Below are 24,558 nucleotides of genomic sequence, written 5' to 3' on the forward strand. Positions count from 1 at the left end.
GCTTCTGACACGATACCTTGTCAGAACCAACTGACACGTCTTCGTGTCAGATGATGTCGTGAGGGGTACACCGTGTTGGAGTTCTTGCCGGAGCCGATGCGCGAGCCGACCGTGCTCGCGATCCCGTTCTTCGTCACCCTGCTCGCCATCGAATGGTTCGCCGCGGCCAAACTGGAGCACGACGAACACGCGCTGACCGCGGATGGAGCGGCCGACTCGGACCCCGCCGGGCGTCCCGCGCAAGCACCGCCGGGCGCCTACGACGCCCGGGACGCACGCTCCAGCGTGTCGATGGGTCTGGTGTCGATCGCGACCAGCACCTTCTGGAAGTTCCTGGGACTACTCCTGTACAGCGCGCTGTTCGCCTACGTCGCGCCGTGGCAACTCCCCGCCGACGAGTGGTACACGTGGGTGATCGCGTTCGTCGGTGTCGACTTCCTCTTCTACTGGAGCCATCGCGTCTCGCATCGGGTCCGCCTGGTGTGGGCGACCCACCAGGCCCACCACTCCAGCGAGGTCTTCAATTTCGCCACGGCACTCCGGCAGAAATGGAACATCAGTGCCGCGGTGGTGATGTGGATACCACTCCCCCTGCTCGGCGTCCCGCCCGCGCTGGTGTTCGCCGCCTACTCGCTGAACCTGATCTACCAGTTCTGGATTCACACCGAGCGGATCGGAAGACTCTGGGCACCGTTCGAAATCGTATTCAACACACCGTCGCATCATCGCGTGCACCATGGATGCGACCCCGAATACCTCGACCGCAACTACGGTGGCGTCTTCATCGTGTGGGACCGGATGTTCGGCACATTCGCACCGGAGGTCCGACGCCCCCGCTACGGACTGACCAAGCCGGTGGACACCTACAACATCGTGCGTCTGCAGACGCACGAGTACGCGGCGATCGCGCGTGACGTCCGCGCGGCGTCATCGTGGCGCGCCCGCCTCGGCTACGTCTTCGGACCTCCGGGATGGACGCCGCGCGACCTCACCCGACCTGGCACACCGGCCACGGCGACCGAAACCAGCTCGACCACGGCCGAGACCGCGGGCTGACTTCGGCTGCGGGGCGCGAGGACCGGCGTGTCAGCCGGTCATCGTGACGCGCGAGATCTCCGCCTGGTAGCCGCTTCCGGAACTCGGCAGGCTCGTGAGCCAGACCATCACATAACGGGTGGTCGGCGGCTGCGCGATCGGGATCGTGGTCGACGCCTGGTCCACCTGCCCCGAGGCCACCGTCGTGGTCCTGGCGAAGGCCGGGCGCGCCGACGGCGCGGTACGGATCTCGACGCCGATACCGGGCGTCGGGCTCTCGATGGTGACCGACCGGACCGCGCGCTCCGCGCCGAGGTCGAACATGAGTCCCAATCCCGGCTTGAGTCCGCCGAAATCCGGCCGGCCGCGGTAATTGTCCGTCTGCCACGGCGGTGCGGCACCGGTGATCACGTTGCGGACATTCGCCGAGTTGTCCGGCGTCTGCGCGGAGAAATCGACCACCGAGACCGATTGCAGCGCGATCGGTGTCGGAGCAGCCGGCGCCGCCGGGGTCGGCGGCGGGTTGGCGCCGGGCGAGGGTGCAGGCTCGGTGGTGGTGAGGATGGAGTCGATGTCGCTCGATCCGTTGCTGCCACCGAAGACGTTGGTGGCGCCCACGATCAGCGCTATGACGATGAACAGGGCCAGCAGTCCGGCGCCGATGAGCAACGCCAGGTTGCGCCGCGGCGGCTTCTCGCCGCCGCTGCCGCCCAGACGCGGTGTCACCGTCACCGGCGGTGGAGCGTCTGCATCGGTGATGGCCGGCAGCATGTCGGTGTTGAGGTCGACGACGGTGGCCTGGTCGAGCACATGCTGGACGGTGGCGGCGGTTCGGATACCCCGGGTCCCGTCGAGAGCGCGCGCGGCGACAGCCGAGATCTCGAACGGGGTGTCGGGCTTGATCACTCGCGGCTCGACCGGTCGGCCGTCGTCACCGGGAGCGGCGACCGGGATCCCGCCCACGGGTTCGGCGGCGTCGGCGGTGGTGATCAGCCGGGACCCGTCGGCGGGGTCGAGCGCCCAGCGGTTGAGCAGCAGCGCGTACAGCACCGCCCCGAGTCCGCGGACGTCGGACGCCTTGTCGTCGCCGGCAAGGGTCCCCGGGAACGCCAGCACGGCATTGCCGTCGTGGCTGATCCGGATGCGGTCGGGATGATCGATCGACAACGCACCACCGGAGCGGTGGGCGATCTCGGCGGCCGCGGCGAGCGAACGCACCGCGCGGGCGGCGCCGATCGGTGACGGTTCCGATCGCGCCACATCGGCCAGCGATGATCCGGGCACCCACTCGGCGACGACGATGCCGCCGGAGGACCCGCGGACGACGTCGAGGACGCGTGCCACGCCGTCGGAGTTGATCTGGCCGAGACGCAGGGTGCGCGACAGCACTGCCTGCGGTCCCTGGTCGGACATCTTCGCGGCCTGGCCGCGTTCGGGGGGCGGCGCCAACTGCTCGGCGTCGACGAAGGTCAAAGCGACCTCGCGGTCGAGGTTGATGTCCTGGGCTCGCCAGAACTGGAGTCCGCGGGTGCCGCCGTGCTGCTCGAGCAGTCGGTACCGACCACCGGCGACCGCCGCGCCGGGGATGAGGCGCGGTCCGCGGCGGCGGGGGCTCGCTGCGGTGTCGGCGGTGCCGGCCGTACCGGCATCGGCGGGAGTCGGAGTCGGTGGAGTGGGTGTGTCGCCGGCTCCGGGCTCGGTGGGCGGCCCGGTGGCAGCGGTGGTGTCGACCTCACTGTCACTCACGCGACGGACTCCTCTCCTGCGGTATCTGATGTCGCGCGGCACCGGCGCGCGTTCCGGGATGGGGCGCACGTCCCGGGTCGCGCCGATCGCGCCACCGGAATGCACGGAGTACGACTGCCACGTCGCGGTACCTCTGTCGAAGCGGCGCAGCACCTGTACCTGACCAGAGTACGGGAGCGATTCGTCGCCGGTGACCCGCGGAAACTGAACTGTGATCGCCGGTGACTGTTCACGTTCGGGCTGTGCCGGCGGGGCGAGCGAGGGGATGAACCGGCCGAGGAGGCGTCGAACCGCCAGCCCGATCGCGACCACGTCGGGCACGCGGGCCGCGGCCAGTCCGGCGTAGGTCACCGCGAGCACCACCGCGGCGGTGAGGCCGAGGTAGAGCACGGAACCGACCTTGCCCAGCCAGCCGATCATGTGGTCGAGACCGCTCAGCTTCGCCACGGCCCAGACGGTCCCGGAGACCCCGATCGAGACGGCGAAGGTCACGACGGACGTGCGTGCCACATCGGAGAGCCGGGCCCCGCGCAGCCGGCTGCGGAGCAGGAAGTGTCCGACGACGGCACCGACGAGATAACCCAGTCCGTTCGACAGCGCGAGCCAGCGCACGATGAGTTCGGGATCGTCGAAGAGCACCGGCCCGAGATACGACGACGCGACCTTGACCACGGTGATGCCCAGCGCGATGAACGTCGGGGTCCACGCGTCCTCGCGCGCATAGAACACGCGGAGCTGGACGAGGGTCATCGAATAGGGGATGAGCGTGAACGCACCCCAGGACAGCACCGAACCCAGTTGCGACGCGGACGCGGCGTCGAACTTGCCGAAGTTGAACACGGCGATGGCGATGGCCGGTCCGAAGAACGTCATGAACGACACGACCGGGACGAGGGCGACCATCGTGAGCCTGGTCGCCAGCGAGAGATCGTCGACGACGGCCTTGGTGTCGTCCGCGGTGGCGTTGCGGGACAGTCGCGGCATGATCGCGGTCAGGATGGTCACGCCCAACACGCCGTACGGGAGCTGCAGCAACTGCCAGTGGGTGAAGTAGATGCTCACGCCCGAGGCGTCGGCCGACGACGCGATCCGGTACGTGACGATCAAGCCCACCTGGAGCAGCGCGACATAGGCGACGATGGCGACCGCCATGTTCCCGAACTGGCGTAACCGGTCATCGATGCCCCACTGCAGGCGGAGGCGCACGCCCGACTTCCGCAGGAACGGCACCAGGATGAGGGCCTGCAGGACGACACCGGTCGTGCAACCGATACCCAGCACCAGCAGTTGCGGGTCGGACATCCGGACGGGGTTGAGGGTGATCTCGCCGGGCACCACCGCATAGAGCACGAGCGTGGTGATCTGCACGACGTTGTTCAGGACGGGCGCCCAGGCTCCCGGTTTGAAGTGTCCGCGGAGATTGAGGATCGCGATGAACAGCGCGGACAGTCCGTAGAACAGGATCTCCGGGAGCAGCAGGTAGGCGAGCGCGGTGGCGAGCTCGCGATCGACCTGGCCGTCGCCCAGATTGAGATAGGTCAGCAGCGGTGCCGCGATCACCGCCACCACCGTCGCCGACCCGAGGACGACGACGGTGATGGTGAAGATCCGGTTGATGAACCCCTCTCCGCCGTCCTTGTCCTCGGCTTCGGCCCGGGCCAGCAGCGGGATCACGATCGCGGTGAGGACGGCACCGAGCACCACCTCGGCGATCATGTTCGGCAGCACATCGGCCGCCTGGAATGCCGACGCGATGGCGGGTCCGAGCATCGCCAGGATCAGCACGGTGCGCAGGAAGCCCGTGATGCGGCTGAACAGTGTCGCGATCGCGATGGATCCGCTGGTGCGCAGGATGCTCGAGTCGGAGTCGCGCGCCAGCCCGGTCGACGACGCCTCCTGTCCCGGCGCCTTCTGCTCCGACGCCGCGGAGGTGGTCGCCGGACCGCCCGACGGACGATCGGGGGCGGGCGCGGTCATGATCCGCGTGTTGCCCTCAGCGGGTGACGCGTCGGGTCGGGCCGACGGGGCCACCGGGGGTGCGGGCGGGCGGGGCGTCGGCGGACGACCGGCCGAGGGAGTGGGCCGGCCGGGTCGGGGATTCGACGACCGCGGGTCGGCAGACCGCGGAGTCGTCGACCTCGGGTCCGGGGACCCTGGCGGAATCCGCGTGGGCGGGACTCGGCCACCGGCGACCCGGTTCGGCGGGATCCGTTGGGGTGCGGCGCGCTCGGGACGCTGGGGCGGCACCGGGCCGGGTTTCCCCGACCGCGGTGCACGCGGCTCATCGTTCCAGGTCACGTCGCTTCTGCCGCCGTCCTCGGGTCGTCTGATGTCGGTCATGAGGGGTCATCGTCCGGTTCCTCGCCGTGCATCCGACCCTCGCTCTGCAGGGTACGGCGTCGCTCCTGATACCCGCTTCCGGCGAGCATCCGCTCGAGTTCGTCGGGTTCGGGCCGGTCGGCGTCGGCGGGATCGGGCTGGCCGCGGAAACGATGCCACAGGCGCCGGGCGGTGAGCAGGACGAGTGCTGCCGCGGCGATGATCGTGATGTAGAAGAGCGGTTTGCCGTAGGCGTTGGTGTGGACGGACAGACTGATCGGCTCGCCGAGCGGCACGCCGGTGACCGTCGACAAGCGGATCTCGACACTGATCGCCTCGGACGCCTCGCCCTGCGTGGGCAGCTGGATCTGCCGGGTGCCGCGGGCGGGGATCTCGATGACGCCGAGGTCGCCGATCTCGATGCCGGCCGGTTCGGACGTGGTGATCCGGGCGCGTACCGGCAGCGCGAGGTCGTTCTTCACGACCAGCAGCAGCGGACTGCGCTCGGAGGCCAGCGTGTAGCGACCGCCGGGATCGAGGATCGTGACCGACCGGGACATCCCGTGCAGGGTCGACGACACCGCGTCGATGCGCTCGGCCTGCGCCCGGCGCAGATGGGTGTAGACGGCCGAACCCCAGGCATCCGGCGAGCGGATGGCCCGCAACTGGTCCTCGCGCAGCGGGGACATGTAGCGCTCGGGGGTCGCGGCGACATCTGCCGAGCGCACCAGGGCGCCCTCGAACTGCCAGCTGTCCTCGACATTGCGCCGTATCGACGCGGTGGCGTCGGTTGTCAGCACCGAACCGATGCGGCCGACGGGCCCGACCCCGGGCGGGTCGATCAGTCGTGCCTGCTCGGGAGCGGACCCGAGTTCGGCGACCAGCGTCGGCAGGGGTGTCGGCGTCGCGGCACCGGACTCGAGCAGCAGGCGCGCGGTGGCGAACAGGGCCTCGGCGTCGGTGGTCGTCGGAGACCAGTACGTCGGTGGCAGCAGGAATGCCGATCTCCCGACGACCGGGTCGCGAGGCGACGGCCGGGAATCGGACCCGGTCGGTGCGGCCTCCGGGGCGGCGATCGCCGGGTACGCCAGCGCGCCGATCGCACTCTGCCTGCGACTTCCCTCGGACTCGTCGGACAGGTCGACGCGTTGATCGGGTGGCGTCAGCGCGGGGGTGGACGGCGCGGTACCGATGGCGGCGAACGACGCCGTGACCGGCGCATCGTAGGTCTGCGCCGCGAGGTCGCCGATCCGGTAGCGCCCGGCGTCGTCACGACGGCCCGTCGGTGCGACGGAATTCGACGCCACCGCGGTCGCGGCGAGCCCGGCCCCGGTGAGCGTCGCCGCACCGTCGGAGTCGATGGCGCCCAGGGCCGGTATCGACAGACCACGCACGCTCCGCACACCCAGGACGGTGTCGACGATGTCGGCGGGCGACCGCAGCGCGGCTTCGGTGAGTCCGGCGTTGCCGATCCGGGAGAGCGAGGTCAGGTCCGCCTGCGCGTACGGCAGCGCCACGACGCACATCCGCTGCGCGGTCCAGCGCAGGGTGTCGAGCCAGCGCCCGGCGGCCTCGACTCCGCTGCCCGGGCGGGTCGACGACCTGGGATCGGCGGGATTGTCGGACACCTCGTATCCCAGTGACATCGCGCGCACCGTGACGATGAGGTCGGGATCCACGGCGAGGCACATGCTGTCGGCGAGTTTCTCCGACCCCGGCAGTGCGGCGGGTTCAGGGCTCTCCGACGTCTCCGGCGGAGCTGAGCCAGACGCGGTCGAATCCGACTGCGCGGGTGGGGGTTCGCCGACGACCTTCTGCAGTGCCGTCAGCAGTTCGTCGAGACGACCACCGTCGGCGAGGGAACGGGCCATGTTCTCGTTGATCAGCCGGACCGGTTCGGTGTTGCCCCCGAGCACGCCGGGGGCGAGCTGGGGCGGTGCGGCCAGCGGCCACAGCATGGTCATGCGCGCCGGGCTGGACAGGTTCGCCGAGATCGACCCGTCCGGTCCCAGCCCGGCGACCGGGTCGGTGTCGGAGTACTCGGTGGACGGGTCGACGTACCCTTCCGCGCGGGTCTCGTCGGGCGGGAGGGACAACACCGGCAAGAGCATGCGTGATCCCGCGACCTGCGCGGTGTTGCCGTACTCGGGCGTGCCGTTGACGTTCACCTGCATCGGGTAGACACCGGTCCGGGAGATGGCCAGGCCCTGACCGTCGGGGCCGTTGTTGGCCGACAGGGCCATCGACATGCGGAACCCGACGCTCTCGCCGGGGGCGAGCGAGTCGGACAGCGCCTCGAACGGACCGGCCACCGCGACCGCGGGATCCTCGTCGGCGAGATCGGTCTGCAGGCCGGCGGCCGACGTGACCGGATCCCCGCGCTCGAGCCGGATGGTGAGGTCGGTGATGGACCGGTCGCCGACGTTGTCGACGCGGCCGCTGACGGTGACCACCGGTCGGCTGGTCGTGGTCACGATGTTCGGCGTCATCGAATCGATGACGATGCGGGCGAACCTGCTCGGGGATTGCTGGTCCGAGGTGCCGGTTCCGGTGTCGGATCCGCTGGTGCTCGTCTCGGGTGCCGCCGAGGCCGGTCCCGATCCCACCGCGCCGGACAGGAGCGTCAGACCGAGGACGGCCAGGACCACGGCCGCGGCCAGGGCTGTGCGCGCACGGGACCGCGTCGCGCGCGACAGCGCCGATGAACGAGACGAACGAGGTGCGGCGGCGGACGGACGCGGCTCAGCCATCGCCGGCCGCGGGCCGTCGTGGACGGCGCCGGCGCCGACGAGGACGAGCCGGGGGCGGCGGCTCGTTGCGGCGCTGGTTGCGCGCGGCGGCGGCTTTCTCATAGGCGTTGGGTTCGGTGCGAATGCTGTCGGCCTCGGACTGGGCCAGCCGGGTCGGGTCGGCGGCGAGCTCGGCGATCACGCCGCGGGCCATCCGGGCGAGTCGTCGCTCGTCAGAGTACGTGAGCCGGCGCGGGAGCTCGTGCAACGGCACCCAGGCCACCTCGGACACCTCGTAGTCGGCGTCGGAGAGTTCGCCACCGGTGCACCGCAGGAGATAGTGGTGCACCGTCTTGTGGATTCGACGCCCCTCGCTGACGAACCAGTAGTCGATCTTGCCGAGCGGGGCGACCACGGTGCCCTGGATGCCGGTCTCCTCCTCGACCTCACGGATCGCGGTCTGTTCGGCGGTCTCGCCGGTCTCGATGTGGCCCTTGGGCAACGACCACATCGTGCGTCCCCGCCGGTCGACCCGGCCGATGAGCGCCGCCGACAACTGATCGACGGGGAGGTCGAGGTCGGAGATGACGAGGCCACCCGCCGAGGTCTCGCGCACGGTCCGGAGCTTCTCGGTGCCGGCGCGGTCGGAGTGGGTGCGTTCGGTGGCCGGACGCTCGGATCCGCGGTCGGGTCGTGATGAGCGTCGTCGGCCCTTCGCCGCCTTGCCTCCGGATGGCGCCGATCCCGTCTGGGCCAGACCGGTCTTGGTCAGCTTGGCGCTGACGGAGACCATGTCCGACGGCTTCGGCGGGGTGACCCGCGGCCGTGCGCGGTCGGGATCGACAGGGAGTTTGTCGACCGGTTCGGCCTCGACGGGGTCCGGGCACGCCGGATCCGACGCCCGGGCGCGCGCGAGGTCGTTCGGCGTCGGGTGGTGTGTGGACGGTGCCGGTTCGGACGCCGGGTTGGGTGAACCCGGCTTGTGGCCCGGTCGGGAACCCGCCTGGCCGGAACCCGGCTGCTTGTTCTTGGGCTGGCTGTTCGAGGACTGCGGGTGGCCGCTCTGCTTGTGCGATGCCGACGTGTGGGCGGCCGTGGCACCGCGGGCCTCGGACTTGCGACGGCCCCGGCGTCGGCGGCCGCGACGGGAACGACGGCCCTGGCCGGCGGGGTTCTGCTCGCCCTGTCCGCCGCCCTCGCCATGTGCACCCGACGAGACGCCGCTGACGTCTGAAGGGTTGGTCGAGGAATCGGTGGACACTCCACGATGCTAGCGGCTGGTCACCTGCAGTTTGTCTGGACGCCTCCCCGGGCGCGTAGGTTGTGGATTCGGGGTGTCGAGAGTGCGCGGGAAGTGTAGGAGTGGTCGGCGTCGAACTGCGCGGCGTCATCGGCGCGGGTCACGACGGTAGGGTGACAAGCCGTGAACGACACATCCTCGTCCGGGACGACGGCCTCTTCGGACCAGGTGAGCTCGGACGGGCGATCGAGCGCGACGGACCCGGAACGGCGTACCCGTCTGCTCGCCGCCGCGGCGATCGCGCTCCGCGAACTCGACGACGTCCTGGTGCCGCTGGGGACACTCTTCGAGAACGCCGGTCACGAGTTGTACCTGGTGGGCGGCTCGGTGCGCGACGCGATCCTCGGCCGGCTGGGCAACGACCTCGATTTCACGACCGACGCGCGCCCGGAGGCGGTCTCGCAGCTGCTCCGCGGCTGGGCCGACGCGTTCTGGGACGTCGGCATCGAGTTCGGCACGGTCGGGGTCCGAAAGGGTGACCACCTGATCGAGATCACGACGTTCCGCGCGGACGCGTATGACCAGGTCAGCCGCAATCCGGATGTCACCTTCGGGGAGTCGCTCGAGGACGATCTGATCCGGCGCGACTTCACGGTGAACGCGATGGCCGTGCAGGTCGGTTCCTCCGGCGCCCAGGATTTCCGCGATCCACTCGACGGTCTGACCGCACTCCTGGCGGGGGTCATCGACACCCCGGCGACCCCGGAGCAGTCGTTCGGCGACGACCCGCTCCGGATGCTGCGCGCGGTCCGGTTCGTCTCCCAGCTGGGGTTCCGGCTCGCGCCGCGGGTGTGGCAGGCCGTCACCGAGATGAACGGCGAGATCGAACGCATCACCGTCGAACGCGTTCGCACCGAGCTGGACAAGCTGATCTGCGGGGAGTTCCCGATCGAGGCCCTCGACGCCATGGTCGAGACCGGCCTGGCCGAGCGGGTGCTGCCCGAGGTGCCGGGGATGAAGCTCACCATCGACGAACACCATCAGCACAAGGACGTCTACCAGCACTCGTTGACCGTGCTCCGCCAGGCCATCGACCTCGAGGACGGCGATCCGGACCTGGTGTTGCGCTGGGCGGCCCTGCTGCACGACATCGGCAAGCCCGCGACGCGCCGCCACGAGCCGGGAGGCGGCGTCAGCTTCCACCATCACGAGGTGGTCGGCGCGAAGATGGTGCGCAAACGGATGCGGGCCCTGAAGTACCCCAAAACGGTGGTGTCCGATGTCGCGCAGCTGGTCTTCCTGCATCTGAGGTTCCATGGATACGGTGACGGCGCGTGGACCGATTCGGCCGTCCGCCGGTACGTCACCGACGCGGGTCCCCTGCTCGACCGGCTGAACAAACTGGTGCGCGCCGACTGCACCACGCGCAACAAACGGCGCGCGCGGCGTCTGCAACAGAACTACGACGACCTCGAGCAGCGGATCGCCGCCCTGCAGGCGGCCGAGAACCTGGAGAAGGTCCGTCCCGACCTCGACGGCAACGCCATCATGGAGCTCCTCGGTGTGCCGCCCGGTCCGATCGTCGGTCAGGCATGGCGTCACCTTAAAGAACTGCGACTCGACCGCGGACCACTGAGCCGCGATGAGGCGGAGGACGCGTTGCGGGAATGGTGGGCGGCCCGCGGCGGGAAGTGACGCCGCCCGCGGCTTCCCCCCGGCCGGCTCAGCTCGCGGGTGCGAAGACCTCGATCGCGTGGGGCACCGCTTCGAAGACCGCCGGGAGTTGTCCGACGAGGTCGCCGTCGACCGACACCAGCGCCGGCGGATCGCAGTAGAGCTCGACTTCCTCGCCGCGCATGGTCCGCACATTGGGACTGTCGATGTGCTTGCCCGAGAACACCTTCGGGAACACGCGGGCAATCGTCCAGCGGGCCAGCCGCGGCGGGGTGAGCGCAAGCGTCACGTCGAGCTGCCCATCGGTGATCGAGGCCGCAGGAGTGATCTTCATACCGCCGCCGTACGACGTGGTGTTGCCGATCGCGGCGAAGACGAGGTCGGATTCGACGGCCTGGTCGTCGACTCGGACCTGGTAGTGGCGCGAGCGCAGCGCGAGCAGCTCGAGCAGCGCCGCGATCGTGTACCGCGACTGTCCGCGCGGGCGGCGCATGTCGATCGCCCGGGCGGTGACGGCTGCGTCGAACCCGGTGGCGGCGACCGTGCTGAACAACGCGGTCTGACCGTCCGGGAAGCTGACGCGGCCGAGGTCGATGGGCCGGCGGTGACCGGCGAGGACGACCTCGACGGCATCGGCGGGCTCGAGCGGGATGCCGAGGTTGCGCGCGAAGTCGTTTCCGCTGCCGGCCGGGATGACGGCCAGTGGCTTGCCGGATCCGATGATGGCCTCGACCGCCAGACGCACCGTGCCGTCGCCCCCCACGACGACGATGACGTCGGTGTCTCCCCGTGCTGCCTTGCCCGCGAGATCGGCGGCGTCGGCGATGTCCTCGCCGACGATGACCTCCACCTCCACGTCCCGGGCGCGCAGGAGTTCCGCAGCGTCGTGCGCCACACGGAGTCCCGTTCCGTGACGCGCGTACGGACTGGCCACAACTGTGGCGTGTTCGATAGTCATATGAGTCGGCCCCCCGCCGTTCAAGTGATCCGTTACAGTGTTACACATCATGGCAATCCGTAACGAGGAGATCGGGGATCTCGTTCTGGATGCAGCGCGGAGCTGCCTGCTGCGTAGCGGCGGACGCAAGGTGACTGTCTCCGAAGTGGCCCGACAAGCAGGCGTCAGTCGACCGACGGTGTACCGCCGCTGGCCCGACATCACCGAGATCATCCGCGGTCTGTTGACCCGGGAGGTCCTCGGGGTGGTCGAAGATGCCATCGGCGGAACCGGTGAGCCCGCCGATCTCGACGCGCTCGTCGGGCAGGTGGTGGCGGTGGTCGGCGCGCTCCGGGACGACGAACTGATCGCCTCGCTGTGGCGTGAGCAGCGAGAGTTCATGTCGCCGTACGTCTTCGAGCGTCTGGGTACGAGCCAGCAGGGAATCCTCGCCATTCTCGCCGACATGCTGTCGCAGGGGCAGGAACGGCGACAGGTGCGTGCGGGTGACACCAAGCGGATGGCCGCGATGGTGCTGCTGATCGCGCAGTCGTTCCTGCAGTCGGGGGCGCTGGTGTCCGACATCCTCGCCGACGGCTGGAGCGTCGAACTGCACGAGATGTTGGCCGGTTACCTGCGTCCGGTCGGACCGGGCGGCGACGGGTGACGACGTGAGCACCGATCCCGCGGCGGGACGGCACTGATGGCCACGCTGTCCGCCGAGACCCGCCGCCGTGCGCTGGACCGGTTGGCATCCGATGAACCTCTCGACCTGTTGGTGATCGGAGGCGGTGTCACCGGCGCCGGCGTGGCGCTCGACGCCGCGACCCGTGGCCTGCGCGTTGCGCTCGTGGAGAAGGACGACCTGGCGGCCGGGACCTCCCGCTGGAGCAGCAAGCTCGTGCACGGCGGCCTGCGCTACCTGGCGAAGGGTGAGATCCGGATCGCGCGGGAGAGCGCGGTCGAGCGTCATCACCTCATGACCGCCATCGCCCCACATCTGATCGCCCCCCTCCGGCAGATCATCCCCGATCGCGGCGGCCGGCAGAGCTCTGTCATCCGTGTGGGTCTCCGGGCGGGAGACGTGCTCCGACGCAACGCCGGCACCTCCGATTCGTTGTTGCCCCCACCCTCACGGCTGTCGGCGCTGGAGACCCTCGGCCGTTGTCCGGCGGTGTCCCCCGATGGTCTGCGCGGCGGGATCTCCGCCGCTGACGGCCAGCTTATCGACGATGCCCGACTGGTCATCGCACTTGCGCGGACGGCCGCGGGTTACGGCGCATCGATCTGCACCAGGGTCCGGGCCGAACGCGTGGACGGCCGCGGGGCCACCCTCACCGACCGGCAGACCGGCGAGAGGTTCGACGTCGGTGCCCGGATGGTCGTCAACGCGACCGGGGTCTGGTCCGGCGGCATCGACGACGGCATCGCCGTCTATCCCAGTCGCGGAACGCATCTCGTCGTCGACGCGGCCAGGCTCGGCCATCCCGACGCCGCGCTGATGAGCCCGCTGGGCGGCTCGGTGTCGCGGTTCGTCTTCGCGATACCCGCCCAGTTGGGTCGCGTCTACGTCGGCCTCACCGATGTCGCCGCGCCGGGACCGATCCCGGATGTCCCGACGCCGGACGAGTCGGAGATCGACTTCCTGCTCGACGCGATCAACCCCGCGCTCGCGCGGCCACTCGACCGCTCGGACATCGTCGGCACGTTCGCGGGTCTGCGACCCCTGGTCGACACCCGCGGCGGCACCGCCGGCCGCGACGCCGATGCCCTGGCCGACGTCTCGCGGCAGCACCACGTCGGTGTCCGCGGCGACGGTCTCGTGAGCGTCCTCGGCGGCAAGCTCACCACCTACCGGCGCATGGCGCAGGACGCCGTCGACGCCGCGCTGGCGACCACCGATCTGGCGGCCGGAGACTGTGTCACGACCACGACGCCGCTGGTGGGGGCGGTGCGGACTCCGCGGGAGCAGGGCCTGCCGCCTTCGCTGGTGCAGCGTTTCGGTGGGGAGGCGCCGGCCGTCGTGGACGCCGCGACGATCGACCGTCCGCTGGATCCGATCGTCCCCGGGATCGACGTCACCCGCGCCGAGATCGAGTTCGCGATGACTCATGAGGGAGCCCTCGACGCCGACGACATCCTGCACCGGCGCACCCGGATCGGACTCGTCCGGCGCGACGCCGACGCGGCCCGCCCGGAGATCGAGCGGATCGTCGGCGAGGTCCTCGGGTGAGGAGTCCGGTGTCGAGGCGTTCCCGGGTGTGTCAGTAACCCATCGTGCGCAAGGCGTCGGCTACGCGGTCGAGGTCGGCTCTGCGCACGTCGAGATGCGGGCTGATCCGGAGGACCGGGTGCTCGGTCGCGAGCGGCGCGCGCCAGGTGTCGGCGGCGGTGACCAGGACGCCGAGTGAGAGCAACTTGTCGCGGGCGGCGGCGATGTCGTCGAATTGCCACCCGGGCGGCGGCGCGAGGGTGACGATCGCGGACGGCTCGTCGAGTGGTTCGAGCACCTCCCAGCTCGCGATGCCGTGGAGCCGTTCCCGGGTGGCCTGACCGATCTTCGCGAGTTCGCGGAAGACGCGCTGCTGACCGATCTCGAGCAGCTCGCGCACGGCGACACCGAGTCCGAGGCGTCCGGCGATGAATGCCTCCGAGCCGTCGATCCGGACCGGCCGCAACGAGTCCCGGCGCACCGCGACGAACCCGACGCCGCGCGGGCCGGTGAGCCATTTGCGGCTGGTGCCGTAGACCACGTCGGCGCCGGTGACGGTGGGGACGTGACCCACCGACTGCGCCATGTCCACCACCACGGGCACACCGGCCCGGTGCGCGAGTTCGACGATCCGCGTGACCGGCTGCACCACACCGGACATCGAGCCGATGTGACAGACGTGGATGAAGTCGGGCTGCTCGAACTGCAGCATGTTCTCGAGTGCGTCGGTGTCGACATGACCGTAGACGTCGCCGTCGGGCATCGTCCGCACCGCGTAGCCGCGGCGCTCGAACTCCTCGAGGTTGGGCCCGAATTCGTTCTTGGCCACCCACACCGTCGAGGTGACGGGCAGGCTCCAGTTGGTGAGAAGGGCACGCAGTGCGGCGCGGGCGCTCTCACGGAAGACGACCTCGTCGCCGGTGTGTCCGATGAGCGCGGCGAGATTCCTTGTGTCCCGCGCGATCTCATCGGCGCGGTCGTCAGCGGCGACGTAGGAACCGCGTTCGGTCTCCCGCCACAGATGTGCCGTCATCGCGCCGATCAGTGCGTAGGAGGAGCGACCCGCCGACGCAGAGTCGAGATGTGCCAGGGCTGGTTCGAGCCGGGCCGCGTGCCACTGCTCGCCGAGATCGCTGACATACATGGGCCACAACCTACCGGGTGGTCGGGTGCGGGGTCACCCGGCGGGTGCGTCGGTGAAACCCGGCCCGGCGATGTGTCCACTCCAGGGAACCGGACGACGCCCCGCTGCGTCCAAGACCTCATGGACCCGGCGATCGAGTACTTCTTCGGGACCGGCGACGGTCGGACGACGCGCTGGTCCGGCACCGCCGATATCGCGCTCGGGACCCCGCGGTCCGAAGCCCTGGATGCCATCCGGCTCGACTTCGACGGCGACGGACACCGCGATGACGCTATGTGGGACACGGACGCGGACGGTGTCGCTGACGTGGCCGCTCTCGACACCGACGACGACGGAGTGCCCGATGCGTTCTACCGCGACTCCGGGGCGGGACTCTGGGACCGGCCCGTCGCGCGAGCCGACCTTGCCGGCGACCAGCTGCCGCGGCGCGACGTCCCCGACGAGAATTCGCGACCCCCGGCGGCGCTCGTCACCCAAATCGACCTCGACGATGACGGTGACCCCGACGCCGAGATCGTCGGAGCCGACCGGGGCGGCCGGATCGTCGGCGAACGTCTGTACGTGGATTCCGATGCCGATGGCAGACACGATGTGGTCCTGGTCGATACGAACGGTGACGGGATCGCCGACGCGACCTACGACAAGCGGGATCCGCGGTTCACGCGGCGGGGTCGGTGACGGTGGGCCGCACGGTCGTGGGCTGGGTGGACCCGTGCCCGCGCGGATGAAGGAGGCGCACCACGAGCATCCCGAGGAGGTACAGCACCACCCCGAGCACGACGAGCCCGGTCGCCCGCCCGTTGTCGGGGATCGCGAGGGCCGCGACCGTCACCGCACCGACATAGGCGATGTTGAACACGGCGTCCTGAACCGAGAACACCTGACCGCGTACCGCGTCGTCGACGTCGACCTGCATCGCCACGTCTCCACACAGCTTCGTGATCTGGCCGATGAGCCCCAGCACGAATGCCGAACCGCATATCACCGCGAACTCGAAACTCAGCACGGAGAGTTCCGCGACCGCCCCGACGCCCAGCGCCACGAGCAGGGTCGCGTACCGGCCCGCGCGTGCCACCGCGATCGGCGTCACGACCGCGGCAAGAAGCGCACCGGCGCCGGTGAAGCCGATCACGACGCTGACGCGGTCGAGGCCGTCGCCGGGACCCATCTGGCGCGTCAGCACCAGGATCATCAGCGTGTTCATCCCGAACACGAGCCGATGCGCGCCGATCGCCGAGAGCGCGGCGGCCACGGTCTTGTGGTGCGCGACGGCACGCGCGCCGTGCCACAGCCCGACGGACACCGCGTGCACCGCCGAACGACCCGGATCGTCGGGCTCGTCGGGACCGAGCTGCAGTGGGCGGAACCCGTGTGCCAGCCCGCCGGAGACGACGGCGAGCACGATCCCGGAGAGCATCGTGAGGGCGCTACCGACGTTGTCGTCCCCGAAGATCGCACGCAGACCCAGCGTGACGCCGAGCCCTACGGTGAGCATCGCGCCACCGAGTGTCGTGAACAGTGCGTTGGTGGCGACGAGCACTTCTCGCCGGGCGACGTGGGGCAGTCCGGCGGACAGCCCGGCGGCGACGAACCGGCTCGCGCCCGTCGCGGCGAGCGCGGAGATCAGCACCACGACGTCGGGCGCGCCGGAGGCGACCGAGAGTGCGACGAGTCCGATGATCAGTCCGCGCAGGAGGTTCGCGTACAGCAACACGTTGCGTCGATCCCAGTGGTCGAGCAACGCCCCCGCGAACGGGCCGATGAGCGAATACGGCAGTAGCAGCACTGCCAGGCCACCGGCCACCGCGAGCGGGTCGGCGTGACGCTCCGGGTTGAAGAGGATGCTGCCGACCAGCGCGGCCTGGAAGATGCCGTCGGTGATCTGACTCGACAGTCGCACCGACAGCAGGCGGCCGAGTCCAGGCGAGGAACGGAGGGAGTGGACGAACACCGACCACCCGCGTCGGTCACGGGTCACCTGGGTGCTGCTCACTGATCCAGGGTACCGAGCTGACGATGGACCCCGTCGGCCACGGACGTGCGATGATGGTCGGGTGGCCGGAGGTGACGACGCAGACGATCCCACACCGGAATCCCGCCCCGGAGAGCACTCGGCGGGTGCCGGTGGTGGTGCACGTATGCCCGGCGTTCCGTGGGACGCCGACCCGACGCCGAGGGTGCGGGCGGGCACCGCGCTGATCGCGTCGACCGACCTCGTCGAACCCACCTTCGCGCGCACCGTCATCTACGTGATCGAGCACAACGAGTCGGGCAGCCTCGGTGTCATCCTCAACCGGATGAGCCAGACCGCCGTCCACAATCTCCTGCCCCAGTGGACCGACATCGCGGCCTCGCCGCGCGCCCTCTATGTGGGCGGGCCGGTGAACCAGGAAGCCGCGCTGTGCCTGGGGGTGGTGAAACCGGGCGTCGACGTCGACGACGTACCCGCCCTGCGTCCGGTGGACGGCCGGGTCGTCCTCGTCGACCTCGACGCCGACCCCGAACCTCTTGCCGACGTCCTCGAGGGCGTCCGGATCTTCGCGGGCTACAGCGGCTGGGGGGTCGGGCAGCTCGACGACGAGCTCGACCAGTTCAGCTGGATGACCGCGTCGGCACTCCCCCGCGATCTGCTCGCACCGCCGGCGTCCGATGTGTGGTTCGACGTCCTGCGCAGGCAGGCTTGGCCCAAGCCACTCCTCGCGACGCACCCGATCGATCTCAGTCTGAACTGAGTCGTCCCGGCACCCGTCGGTGATGCTGAGCATTCCCTGAGACACCCGGTGATCCACGTCACCCCCGAGGTGTTAGGTTGTGGACGCTTGATCACAAGCTCGCTGGATCAACCGTGGGTTCTCCAGCGCATGACATGCGGGGGTGTGCATGAGTGGGTCGAAGAGTGCTCGGGTCCTGATCGCGGTGGTCCTGGCGGTGGTCGCGCTGGTCGCGCCGATCGCCGTGGCGGGCGCCGCACCGGTCGGACCGACAGGCGGAGCCGATGCGGCACGGTGGGCGGCGAGCCATGACGGCCCGCAGCCGTACGCCGGCGTCAACGTCACCTGGGATGTCCCGATCCGGATGAGCGACGGCACGGTGCTCCGGGCCAACGTGTACCGCCCGGCCGACGTCCGCGAGCGACCGACGGCGACCAAGACGCCCGTCATCGTCAACATGACGCCGTACACCAAGCTCATCACCACCGTCGGATCCGCGGTGATGCAGAACCCGGTCCTCGAGCCCTATCTGCTGCAGATCGCGCGGTCGATCAACCTGTCCGGGACGCCGATCGACGGCATCAACGACATCGCGCACACGATTCGCGACGGCGGTGCGAAGACCTTCCTCGTCGACTTCGACCTCGTCCGCAGCGGCTACACGCAGGTGGTCGTGGACGTCCGGGGCACCGGTTTCTCCCAGGGCGTCTGGGACGTCTTCCAGTCGCGGGAACAGCGCGACACCATCGAGGTGATCGACTGGGCGTCGAAGCAGCGGTGGTCCAACGGCAAGGTCGGCATGTCGGGTGTGTCCTACTCGGCGATCAACCAGATCCAGGCCGCCAACAAGAACCCGAAGGCACTCAAGGCGATCTTCCCGGTCGAGCCCGGCGGCGACCTCATCCGCGACATCGTCGCCCCGGGCGGCGCTCTGGGTGTCGGATTCCTCCCGCTGTGGCTGACACTGGTCAACACCACCAAGATGATCCCGAACGTCGCGTCGATGCTGAACGGCACGTTCGACTGGAAGTGGTTGGCGGACCGGATCTCCGACCCGTTCACGTTCTACCCGCAATTGTTCGCCGCGTTGCTGACCCCCGACATCCCGTCGGTGCCGCCGAACCTGAAGGCATTGCTGGACAACGACTCCGAGCCACGGTCGTCCTGGCTCGACCACGCCGATCGCATCACCACCCCGACGCTCATCTACGGCGGCTGGTTCGACCTCTTCACCAACAGTGAAGTCCGGATGTACAACAAGATCCCGCTGCCGCCGGGCCAGAAGCAACTGATCATGGGCGACGGGTATCACCTCACGATCGGCGGCGGCCAGGAGGGCCGGCGGAACACCCCGCCACGGTTGGACGTCTTACAGAAGGCGTGGTTCGACAAGTGGCTCAAGGGAATCGACAACGGTGTCGACTCCTATGGGCCGGTCAACCTCAAGCAGGTCGGCGACTCGTGGATCACCGCGCAGCAGTTTCCGCGGGCCGGGATGGAACGTCAGCGGCTCTATCTCGGCGACCGGCGCAGCGGCACCGCGGCGCACGCGGTCCGCGACGGCAGCCTGACCCCCACCCCACCCGCCTCGCGTGCCCGGATGACCATCGCGCCCGGTCTGGCACCGATGTGTTCGCGCGACGCCGCGCAACAGCTGGCCGGCGCCCTCGCGATCTTCCCCTTCTGCGCCGACGACGCCCGCATCTCCGAGCGCGCGGCGTTGTCGTTCACCACTCCCCCGCTGACCACGACGCGCAGCGTGTCCGGGTATTCGAACGTGCGATTGAACACCGTGCTTGACGCCACCGACGGTTACTGGACGGCGACGCTGAACGACGTTGCCCCCGACGGGACGTCGAAGGTGCTGACCTCGGGTCAGGCGATGGCGTCGCTGCGCGGGTACGACAAGGCGGCCTCGCAGTTCGCGCCCAACGGTGACGTGATCGATCCGTTCTACGAGCTGACCCTGGCGTCGCGGCAGCCGGTCGTGCCGGGCCGTCCGGTCAGCGTCGACATCGGTCTGTTGCCGACCGAGGCGCTGATCAAGCCGGGGCACCGGCTGCGGGTCGACGTGTTCGCGATGAACTTCCCACGCGGTCTTCCGTTGCGGCCGTTGCTGAACGAGTCCGGTCTGCGGCCGCAGCACATCCAGCTCGACCCGAACCGGCCGAGCTTCGTGAACCTGCCGCTGTCGACGCCGGTGGGTCGGCCGGTCGGCTGATCAGACCGGCGCGCCGGCCACTTCGGCCTCGTCGGCCTCGCGCCCGTACCGGGTGGCCAGCCACGAGCAGATCATGAGCTGGATCTGGTGGAAGATCATCAGCGGCAGCACGATGAGGCCGACGGTGGTCCCGGCGAAGAGGACGGTCGCCATCGGCAGGCCGGTGGCCAGGCTCTTCTTGGTGCCGCAGAACTGGATGGCGATCGTGTCGGCGCGATCGAAGCCGAGCCGCTTCGGCAGCCAGCCGGTGATCGCGAGCATCACCAGGACGAGCAGCAGCGAGATGACGGTCACTGCGATGACCTGGCCGACGCCCACGGTCGACCAGATGCCCTGGACGACCCCCTCGCTGAACGCCACATAGACGACGAGCACGATGGCGCCACGGTCGGCCAGCTTGGTGATCTTCGCGTGCCGGGTGAAGAACGGGCCGACCCATTTGCGGGCGAGCTGCCCGATCAGGAACGGCACCAGGATCTGCGCGACGATCTTGAGGACCGACGTCGCGTCGATGCTGATGTCGCCTGCGTTCTGCATCAGCGCGACGACGAGCAGCGGGGTCAGGAAGACGCCGAGGATGTTCGACGTGGACGCGCTGACGATGGCACCGGCGATGTTGCCCCGGGCCATCGAGGTGAAGGCGATCGAGGACTGGACAGTCGACGGCACCAGACACAGGAACAGCAGGCCGGCGTAGAGATCCTCGCCGATCAGCGGCTCGACGACCGGTTTGAGCGCGAGCCCGACGATCGGGAACACGATGAACGTGAACGCCAGGATCGTGACGTGCAGTCGCCAGTGCCGGAGGCCTTCGAGTGCCTCGCGCGGATGCAATCGCGTGCCGTAGAGGAAGAACAGCGCGGCGATCGCGACGATCACCACCCAGTCGAGTGCCTCTGCTGCCGCACCGCGAACCGTCAGGAAGGCGGCGACGACGACGGCGATGATGATGGCCAGGATGAAGCCGTCGATCGGTGAGCGATCGAGAAGATTCTTGAGAGTACGCATGGATGTGCCCCGAGATCAGTGGTGTGAGACGACGCGGGCCGACTCAGGCCTGGGCCGAGTCGCTCGCGCAGACGCCGCGCAACGAGCAGGCACCGCAGCTGCTGGTGCCGCAATCGGCCGCCGGGCCGGAGGTGTCCTCGTCGGCGGCATGACCGTGGGCGTCGCCGCCCGAACAGCAGGAACAGCCGTCGTCGTCGACGGGTACGGCTGCCGCGGCACGTACGCCGATGCCGCTGACCAGCCCGATCACCACGAGCGCGACGACCAGCGAGACCAGGCCTAAGGCAACGGCCCACCCGCTCGGGACCGCGAGGGTCGCGATGCCGCCCAGCGCGAGGATCAGACCGGCTCCCAGGGTGCCGGGCCCGGCGATGCGGTTGGCGACGGTGAACGCCTCGTCGGATCGCATGGTCTCCGCGGAGCGGACGCCGATCCACCGATTGCGCGGGAGGGTGCCGCGGAGTCCACGGATTCCTACCACCGCCCAGAGTCCGGCCAGCACGAAGAGCAGTACGGCAACGGCGACGGACACGGCATTCACGACCCACAGCATACGACCGTGCGTCGTACGGCGGAGAATCGGTATCGGACGCGCCGGCGCCGGCCACCGCGGAAGCGACCGGATTGGGGGGCTGCGACCGACAGGATTTACCCTGGTCGCGTGACTTCAGCCGAGAAGACGAGCGGCGACACCGCCGGCACGACCGCACACCGCTACACGGCGTCGGTCGCCGGGGAGATCGAGCAGCGCTGGCAGCAGACCTGGTCCGACGAGCACGCCTACGAGGCGCCGAATCCCGTCGGGCCGCTCGCCGGTGACCTGTCCGCCTTCGGCGGCGGCTCTGCCGACGCGGCCGACAAGCTCTTCGTGCAGGACATGTTCCCCTACCCGTCCGGTGCGGGCCTGCACGTCGGCCACCCACTCGGCTTCATCGCGAGCGACGTCTTCGCCCGCTACCAGCGGATGACCGGCAAGAACGTGCTGCACACGATGGGCTTCGATTCCTTCGGCCTGCCGGCCGAGCAGTACGCCGTGCAGACCGGTACCCACCCGCGGACCACGACCGAGCAGAACATCGAGCGCTACCTGGGCCAGATCCGCCGGCTCGGGCTGGGCCACGACGAGCGTCGTCGGGTGGCCACCACCGACGTCGACTTCTACCGCTGGACCCAGTGGATCTTCCTGCAGATCTACAACGCCTGGTACGACGCCGACCAGGGCAAGGCCCGGCGCATCTCCGAACTGGTCGACGAATTCGTCTCGGGTGCACGAGCATTGAGCGGAAATCACGAGGGGCGCAACTGGGCCGACCTCTCCCCCGCCGAGCGCACCGAGATCCTCGACGACCATCGCCTGGTGTACCTGAGCGATTCGCTGGTCAACTGGTGCCCGGGGCTGGGCACCGTGCTGGCCAACGAGGAGGTCACCGCCGACGGTCGCAGTGACCGCGGCAACTTCCCGGTCTTCCGGAAGCACCTGCGGCAGTGGATGATGCGGATCACCGCCTACTCCGACCGCCTGCTCGACGATCTGGATCTGCTGGACTGGCCGGACAAGGTCAAGACCATGCAGCGCAACTGGATCGGACGCTCGCGCGGCGCGCAGGTTCGCTTCGACGTGCCCGGTGTCGGCGGTATCGAGGTGTTTACGACCCGTCCCGACACGCTCTTCGGTGCCACCTACATGGTCCTCGCGCCCGAACATCCGCTCGTCGACGAGCTGACCGGAGGCGAATGGCCTGCCGGCACCGATGACCGATGGACCCGCGGTGCAACGGACTCCGCGACCGCGGTCGCGGAGTACCGCGCGTCGATCGCCGCGAAGTCCGACCTCGAGCGGCAGGAGAACAAGGAGAAGACAGGCGTCTTCACCGGCAGCTTCGCCGTCAATCCCGTGAACGGCGAGCGGGTTCCGGTCTTCGTCGCCGACTACGTGCTGATGGGATATGGCACCGGTGCGATCATGGCGGTTCCGGCCCACGACGCCCGGGACCACGAGTTCGCGACGGTCTTCGGACTGCCGATCCGCGAGGTGATCGGCTCCGACACCGACATCGCGACCGAGGCCTACGTGGGCGATGGTCCCCTGGTGAACTCCGGGTTCCTGGACGGTCGCAACGTCGAGGACGCGAAGGCGGCCATCGTCGAACGTCTGGAGGCCGACGGTGTTGGCTCCGGACGAATCCAGTACAAGTTGCGCGACTGGCTGTTCGCGCGGCAGCGGTACTGGGGCGAGCCGTTCCCGATCGTGTACGACGCCGCCGGTCAGCCGCACGCGCTGCCGGAATCACTGCTGCCCGTTGAACTCCCGGAGGTCGACGACTACGCGCCGGTGTCCTTCGATCCGGACGACGCCGACAGTGAGCCCTCTCCCCCGCTGGCGAAGGCCACCGACTGGATGACCGTCGAATTGGACCTCGGCGACGGCGTCCAGACCTACACGCGTGACGCCAACGTCATGCCCCAGTGGGCGGGCAGTTCGTGGTACCAGCTGCGCTACATCGACCCGACCAACTCGGAGACCTTGTGTGCCAAGGAGAACGAGGCGTACTGGATGGGTCCGCGCCCGGCACTGCACGGTGCGAACGATCCGGGCGGTCTCGACCTGTACATCGGTGGTGTCGAGCACGCCGTGCTGCATCTGCTGTACTCGCGGTTCTGGCACAAGGTCCTGTTCGATCTCGGTTACGTCACCAGTCGCGAGCCGTACCGGAAGCTGTTCAACCAGGGCATGATCCAGGCCTACGCCTACACCGACTCGCGCGGGGTCTACGTGCCTGCCGAGGAGGTCACCGAGGAGAACGGCGAGTTCTTCTACAACGGTGCGAAGGTCCGCCAGGAGTACGGCAAGATGGGCAAGTCGCTGAAGAACTCGGTGGCCCCCGATGACATCTGCCGTGACTACGGTGCCGACACCCTGCGCGTCTACGAGATGTTCATGGGTCCGCTGGACCAGTCGCGCCCGTGGGCGACCAAGGACGTCGTCGGCTCCCAGCGCTTCTTGCAGCGCATCTGGCGGCTCGTCGTCGACGAGGAGTCCGGTTCGCTGCGCGTCGCCGACACCGAACTCGACGACGAGACGAAGCGACTGCTGCACAAGACGATCGCCGGCGTTCGCGAGGACTACGACGCGCTGCGCAACAACACCGCGGTCGCCAAGCTGACAGTCCTGACCAACCACCTCACCAAGAACTTCGAGAAGTCGGGTGCGCCGCGGGATGCCGTCGAGCCGCTCGTGACCATGCTCGCTCCTCTGGCCCCGCACATCGCCGAGGAGCTGTGGCACCGGTTGGGTCACGACACGCTCGTGGTGCGGGCGTCGTTCCCGGTGGCCGACGAGGCGTGGCTGGTCGAGGACACCGTCGAGATCCCGGTCCAGGTCAAGGGCAAGGTCCGCAGCCGGATCACCGTCCCCGCCGACGCCGACGAGGACACGGTGCGCGCCACCGCCCTCGCCGACGAGAAGATCGTCGCGATCCTCGACGGCGCCGAGCCCCGCAAGGTCATCGTGGTGCCCGGCCGGATGGTGAACATCGTCCCCTGACCTCTGCTCCCTGAGGTGCGAGGAGCGATGGCGACGCC

Annotated in this window: 16 protein-coding genes; 8 read left to right on the forward strand and 8 right to left on the reverse strand. The window is 69.3% G+C overall.

All coding sequences use genetic code 11. The features are described 5' to 3' along the window. Positions 1-72: 72 nt before the first annotated feature. Positions 73-1,056, forward strand: a complete 984-nt coding sequence (locus AB4Z55_RS02525; protein ID WP_369519049.1) for a sterol desaturase family protein — start codon at positions 73-75, stop codon at positions 1,054-1,056. 30 nt (positions 1,057-1,086) lie between these two features. Here AB4Z55_RS02525 and murJ read toward each other — a convergent pair whose 3' ends face one another. From murJ to AB4Z55_RS02540, 3 genes are all read right to left on the reverse strand, one after another. Further along, positions 1,087-4,758 carry a murein biosynthesis integral membrane protein MurJ gene (murJ, locus tag AB4Z55_RS02530; RefSeq protein ID WP_369519050.1) on the reverse strand — a complete coding sequence of 1,224 codons (3,672 nt, stop codon included), beginning with the start codon at positions 4,756-4,758 and terminating at the stop codon, positions 1,087-1,089. A 359-nt stretch (positions 4,759-5,117) separates the two neighbouring features. After that, on the reverse strand, positions 5,118-7,952 hold the full coding sequence (locus AB4Z55_RS02535; protein ID WP_369519051.1) for a hypothetical protein: 2,835 nt from the start codon (positions 7,950-7,952) through the stop codon (positions 5,118-5,120). Continuing rightward, complete coding sequence (locus AB4Z55_RS02540) at positions 7,843-9,090, reverse strand: NUDIX hydrolase (protein ID WP_064571876.1); 1,248 nt, start codon at positions 9,088-9,090, stop codon at positions 7,843-7,845. Before AB4Z55_RS02540 ends, AB4Z55_RS02535 begins: the two co-directional genes overlap by 110 nt. Positions 9,091-9,297: 207 nt before the next feature. Between AB4Z55_RS02540 and AB4Z55_RS02545 the strand changes: the two genes are divergently transcribed. Further along, positions 9,298-10,764 carry a CCA tRNA nucleotidyltransferase gene (locus tag AB4Z55_RS02545; protein WP_369520966.1) on the forward strand — a complete coding sequence of 489 codons (1,467 nt, stop codon included), beginning with the start codon at positions 9,298-9,300 and terminating at the stop codon, positions 10,762-10,764. 28 nt (positions 10,765-10,792) lie between these two features. On the opposite strand, the gene AB4Z55_RS02550 is transcribed toward AB4Z55_RS02545, so the two are convergent. Then, on the reverse strand, positions 10,793-11,701 hold the full coding sequence (locus AB4Z55_RS02550; RefSeq protein ID WP_033204210.1) for a diacylglycerol kinase family protein: 909 nt from the start codon (positions 11,699-11,701) through the stop codon (positions 10,793-10,795). 49 nt (positions 11,702-11,750) lie between these two features. Between AB4Z55_RS02550 and AB4Z55_RS02555 the strand changes: the two genes are divergently transcribed. Next, the gene (locus AB4Z55_RS02555; protein ID WP_033204208.1) at positions 11,751-12,347 is read left to right on the forward strand and encodes a TetR/AcrR family transcriptional regulator; all 597 of its coding nucleotides are present in this window, start codon (positions 11,751-11,753) and stop codon (positions 12,345-12,347) included. Positions 12,348-12,383: 36 nt separating this feature from the next. Further along, a complete protein-coding gene (locus AB4Z55_RS02560; RefSeq protein ID WP_354562398.1) occupies positions 12,384-13,913 on the forward strand; it encodes a glycerol-3-phosphate dehydrogenase/oxidase in 1,530 nt (509 codons plus the stop codon). Positions 13,914-13,944: 31 nt separating this feature from the next. Here the strand turns inward: AB4Z55_RS02560 and AB4Z55_RS02565 are convergent, their stop codons facing one another. Further along, the gene (locus AB4Z55_RS02565; RefSeq protein WP_354562399.1) at positions 13,945-15,036 is read right to left on the reverse strand and encodes an aminotransferase class V-fold PLP-dependent enzyme; all 1,092 of its coding nucleotides are present in this window, start codon (positions 15,034-15,036) and stop codon (positions 13,945-13,947) included. 120 nt (positions 15,037-15,156) lie between these two features. Here AB4Z55_RS02565 and AB4Z55_RS02570 point away from each other — a divergent pair, with 120 nt between their 5' ends. After that, complete coding sequence (locus AB4Z55_RS02570) at positions 15,157-15,714, forward strand: hypothetical protein (RefSeq protein WP_354562400.1); 558 nt, start codon at positions 15,157-15,159, stop codon at positions 15,712-15,714. On the opposite strand, the gene AB4Z55_RS02575 is transcribed toward AB4Z55_RS02570, so the two are convergent. After that, positions 15,695-17,029, reverse strand: coding sequence for an MFS transporter (locus AB4Z55_RS02575; protein WP_101820456.1), 1,335 nt, complete (start codon positions 17,027-17,029; stop codon positions 15,695-15,697). The two genes, AB4Z55_RS02570 and AB4Z55_RS02575, sit on opposite strands and share 20 nt — an antisense overlap. Positions 17,030-17,174: 145 nt before the next feature. On the opposite strand from AB4Z55_RS02575, the gene AB4Z55_RS02580 reads away from it, so the two are divergent. Then, a complete protein-coding gene (locus tag AB4Z55_RS02580; RefSeq protein ID WP_354562403.1) occupies positions 17,175-17,768 on the forward strand; it encodes a YqgE/AlgH family protein in 594 nt (197 codons plus the stop codon). Positions 17,769-17,916: 148 nt separating this feature from the next. After that, positions 17,917-19,968, forward strand: a complete 2,052-nt coding sequence (locus AB4Z55_RS02585) for a CocE/NonD family hydrolase (RefSeq protein WP_369519052.1) — start codon at positions 17,917-17,919, stop codon at positions 19,966-19,968. Here AB4Z55_RS02585 and AB4Z55_RS02590 read toward each other — a convergent pair whose 3' ends face one another. Then, complete coding sequence (locus AB4Z55_RS02590) at positions 19,969-20,976, reverse strand: bile acid:sodium symporter family protein (protein ID WP_369519053.1); 1,008 nt, start codon at positions 20,974-20,976, stop codon at positions 19,969-19,971. Positions 20,977-21,019: 43 nt separating this feature from the next. Then, on the reverse strand, positions 21,020-21,529 hold the full coding sequence (locus tag AB4Z55_RS02595) for an SdpI family protein (RefSeq protein ID WP_369519054.1): 510 nt from the start codon (positions 21,527-21,529) through the stop codon (positions 21,020-21,022). 108 nt (positions 21,530-21,637) lie between these two features. Here AB4Z55_RS02595 and leuS point away from each other — a divergent pair, with 108 nt between their 5' ends. Continuing rightward, a complete protein-coding gene (leuS, locus tag AB4Z55_RS02600) occupies positions 21,638-24,520 on the forward strand; it encodes a leucine--tRNA ligase (RefSeq protein WP_369519055.1) in 2,883 nt (960 codons plus the stop codon). Positions 24,521-24,558 lie beyond the last annotated feature (38 nt).

Source organism: Gordonia sp. ABKF26 (assembly GCF_041103195.1).
GTDB lineage: Bacteria > Actinomycetota > Actinomycetes > Mycobacteriales > Mycobacteriaceae > Gordonia > Gordonia terrae.

Excerpts from the sequence above, each read along its gene's own strand:
- AB4Z55_RS02565 (WP_354562399.1), bottom strand. The coding sequence starts at position 15,036 with ATGTATGTCAGCGATCTCGGCGAGCAGTGGCACGCGGCCCGGCTCGAA.
- AB4Z55_RS02535 (WP_369519051.1), bottom strand. The coding sequence starts at position 7,952 with ATGAGAAAGCCGCCGCCGCGCGCAACCAGCGCCGCAACGAGCCGCCGC.
- murJ (WP_369519050.1), bottom strand. The coding sequence starts at position 4,758 with ATGACCGCGCCCGCCCCCGATCGTCCGTCGGGCGGTCCGGCGACCACC.
- AB4Z55_RS02550 (WP_033204210.1), bottom strand. The coding sequence starts at position 11,701 with ATGACTATCGAACACGCCACAGTTGTGGCCAGTCCGTACGCGCGTCAC.
- AB4Z55_RS02595 (WP_369519054.1), bottom strand. The coding sequence starts at position 21,529 with ATGCTGTGGGTCGTGAATGCCGTGTCCGTCGCCGTTGCCGTACTGCTC.
- AB4Z55_RS02590 (WP_369519053.1), bottom strand. The coding sequence starts at position 20,976 with ATGCGTACTCTCAAGAATCTTCTCGATCGCTCACCGATCGACGGCTTC.
- AB4Z55_RS02555 (WP_033204208.1), top strand. The coding sequence starts at position 11,751 with ATGGCAATCCGTAACGAGGAGATCGGGGATCTCGTTCTGGATGCAGCG.
- AB4Z55_RS02580 (WP_354562403.1), top strand. The coding sequence starts at position 17,175 with ATGCCCGGCGTTCCGTGGGACGCCGACCCGACGCCGAGGGTGCGGGCG.
- AB4Z55_RS02570 (WP_354562400.1), top strand. The coding sequence starts at position 15,157 with ATGGACCCGGCGATCGAGTACTTCTTCGGGACCGGCGACGGTCGGACG.
- AB4Z55_RS02585 (WP_369519052.1), top strand. The coding sequence starts at position 17,917 with ATGAGTGGGTCGAAGAGTGCTCGGGTCCTGATCGCGGTGGTCCTGGCG.
- AB4Z55_RS02560 (WP_354562398.1), top strand. The coding sequence starts at position 12,384 with ATGGCCACGCTGTCCGCCGAGACCCGCCGCCGTGCGCTGGACCGGTTG.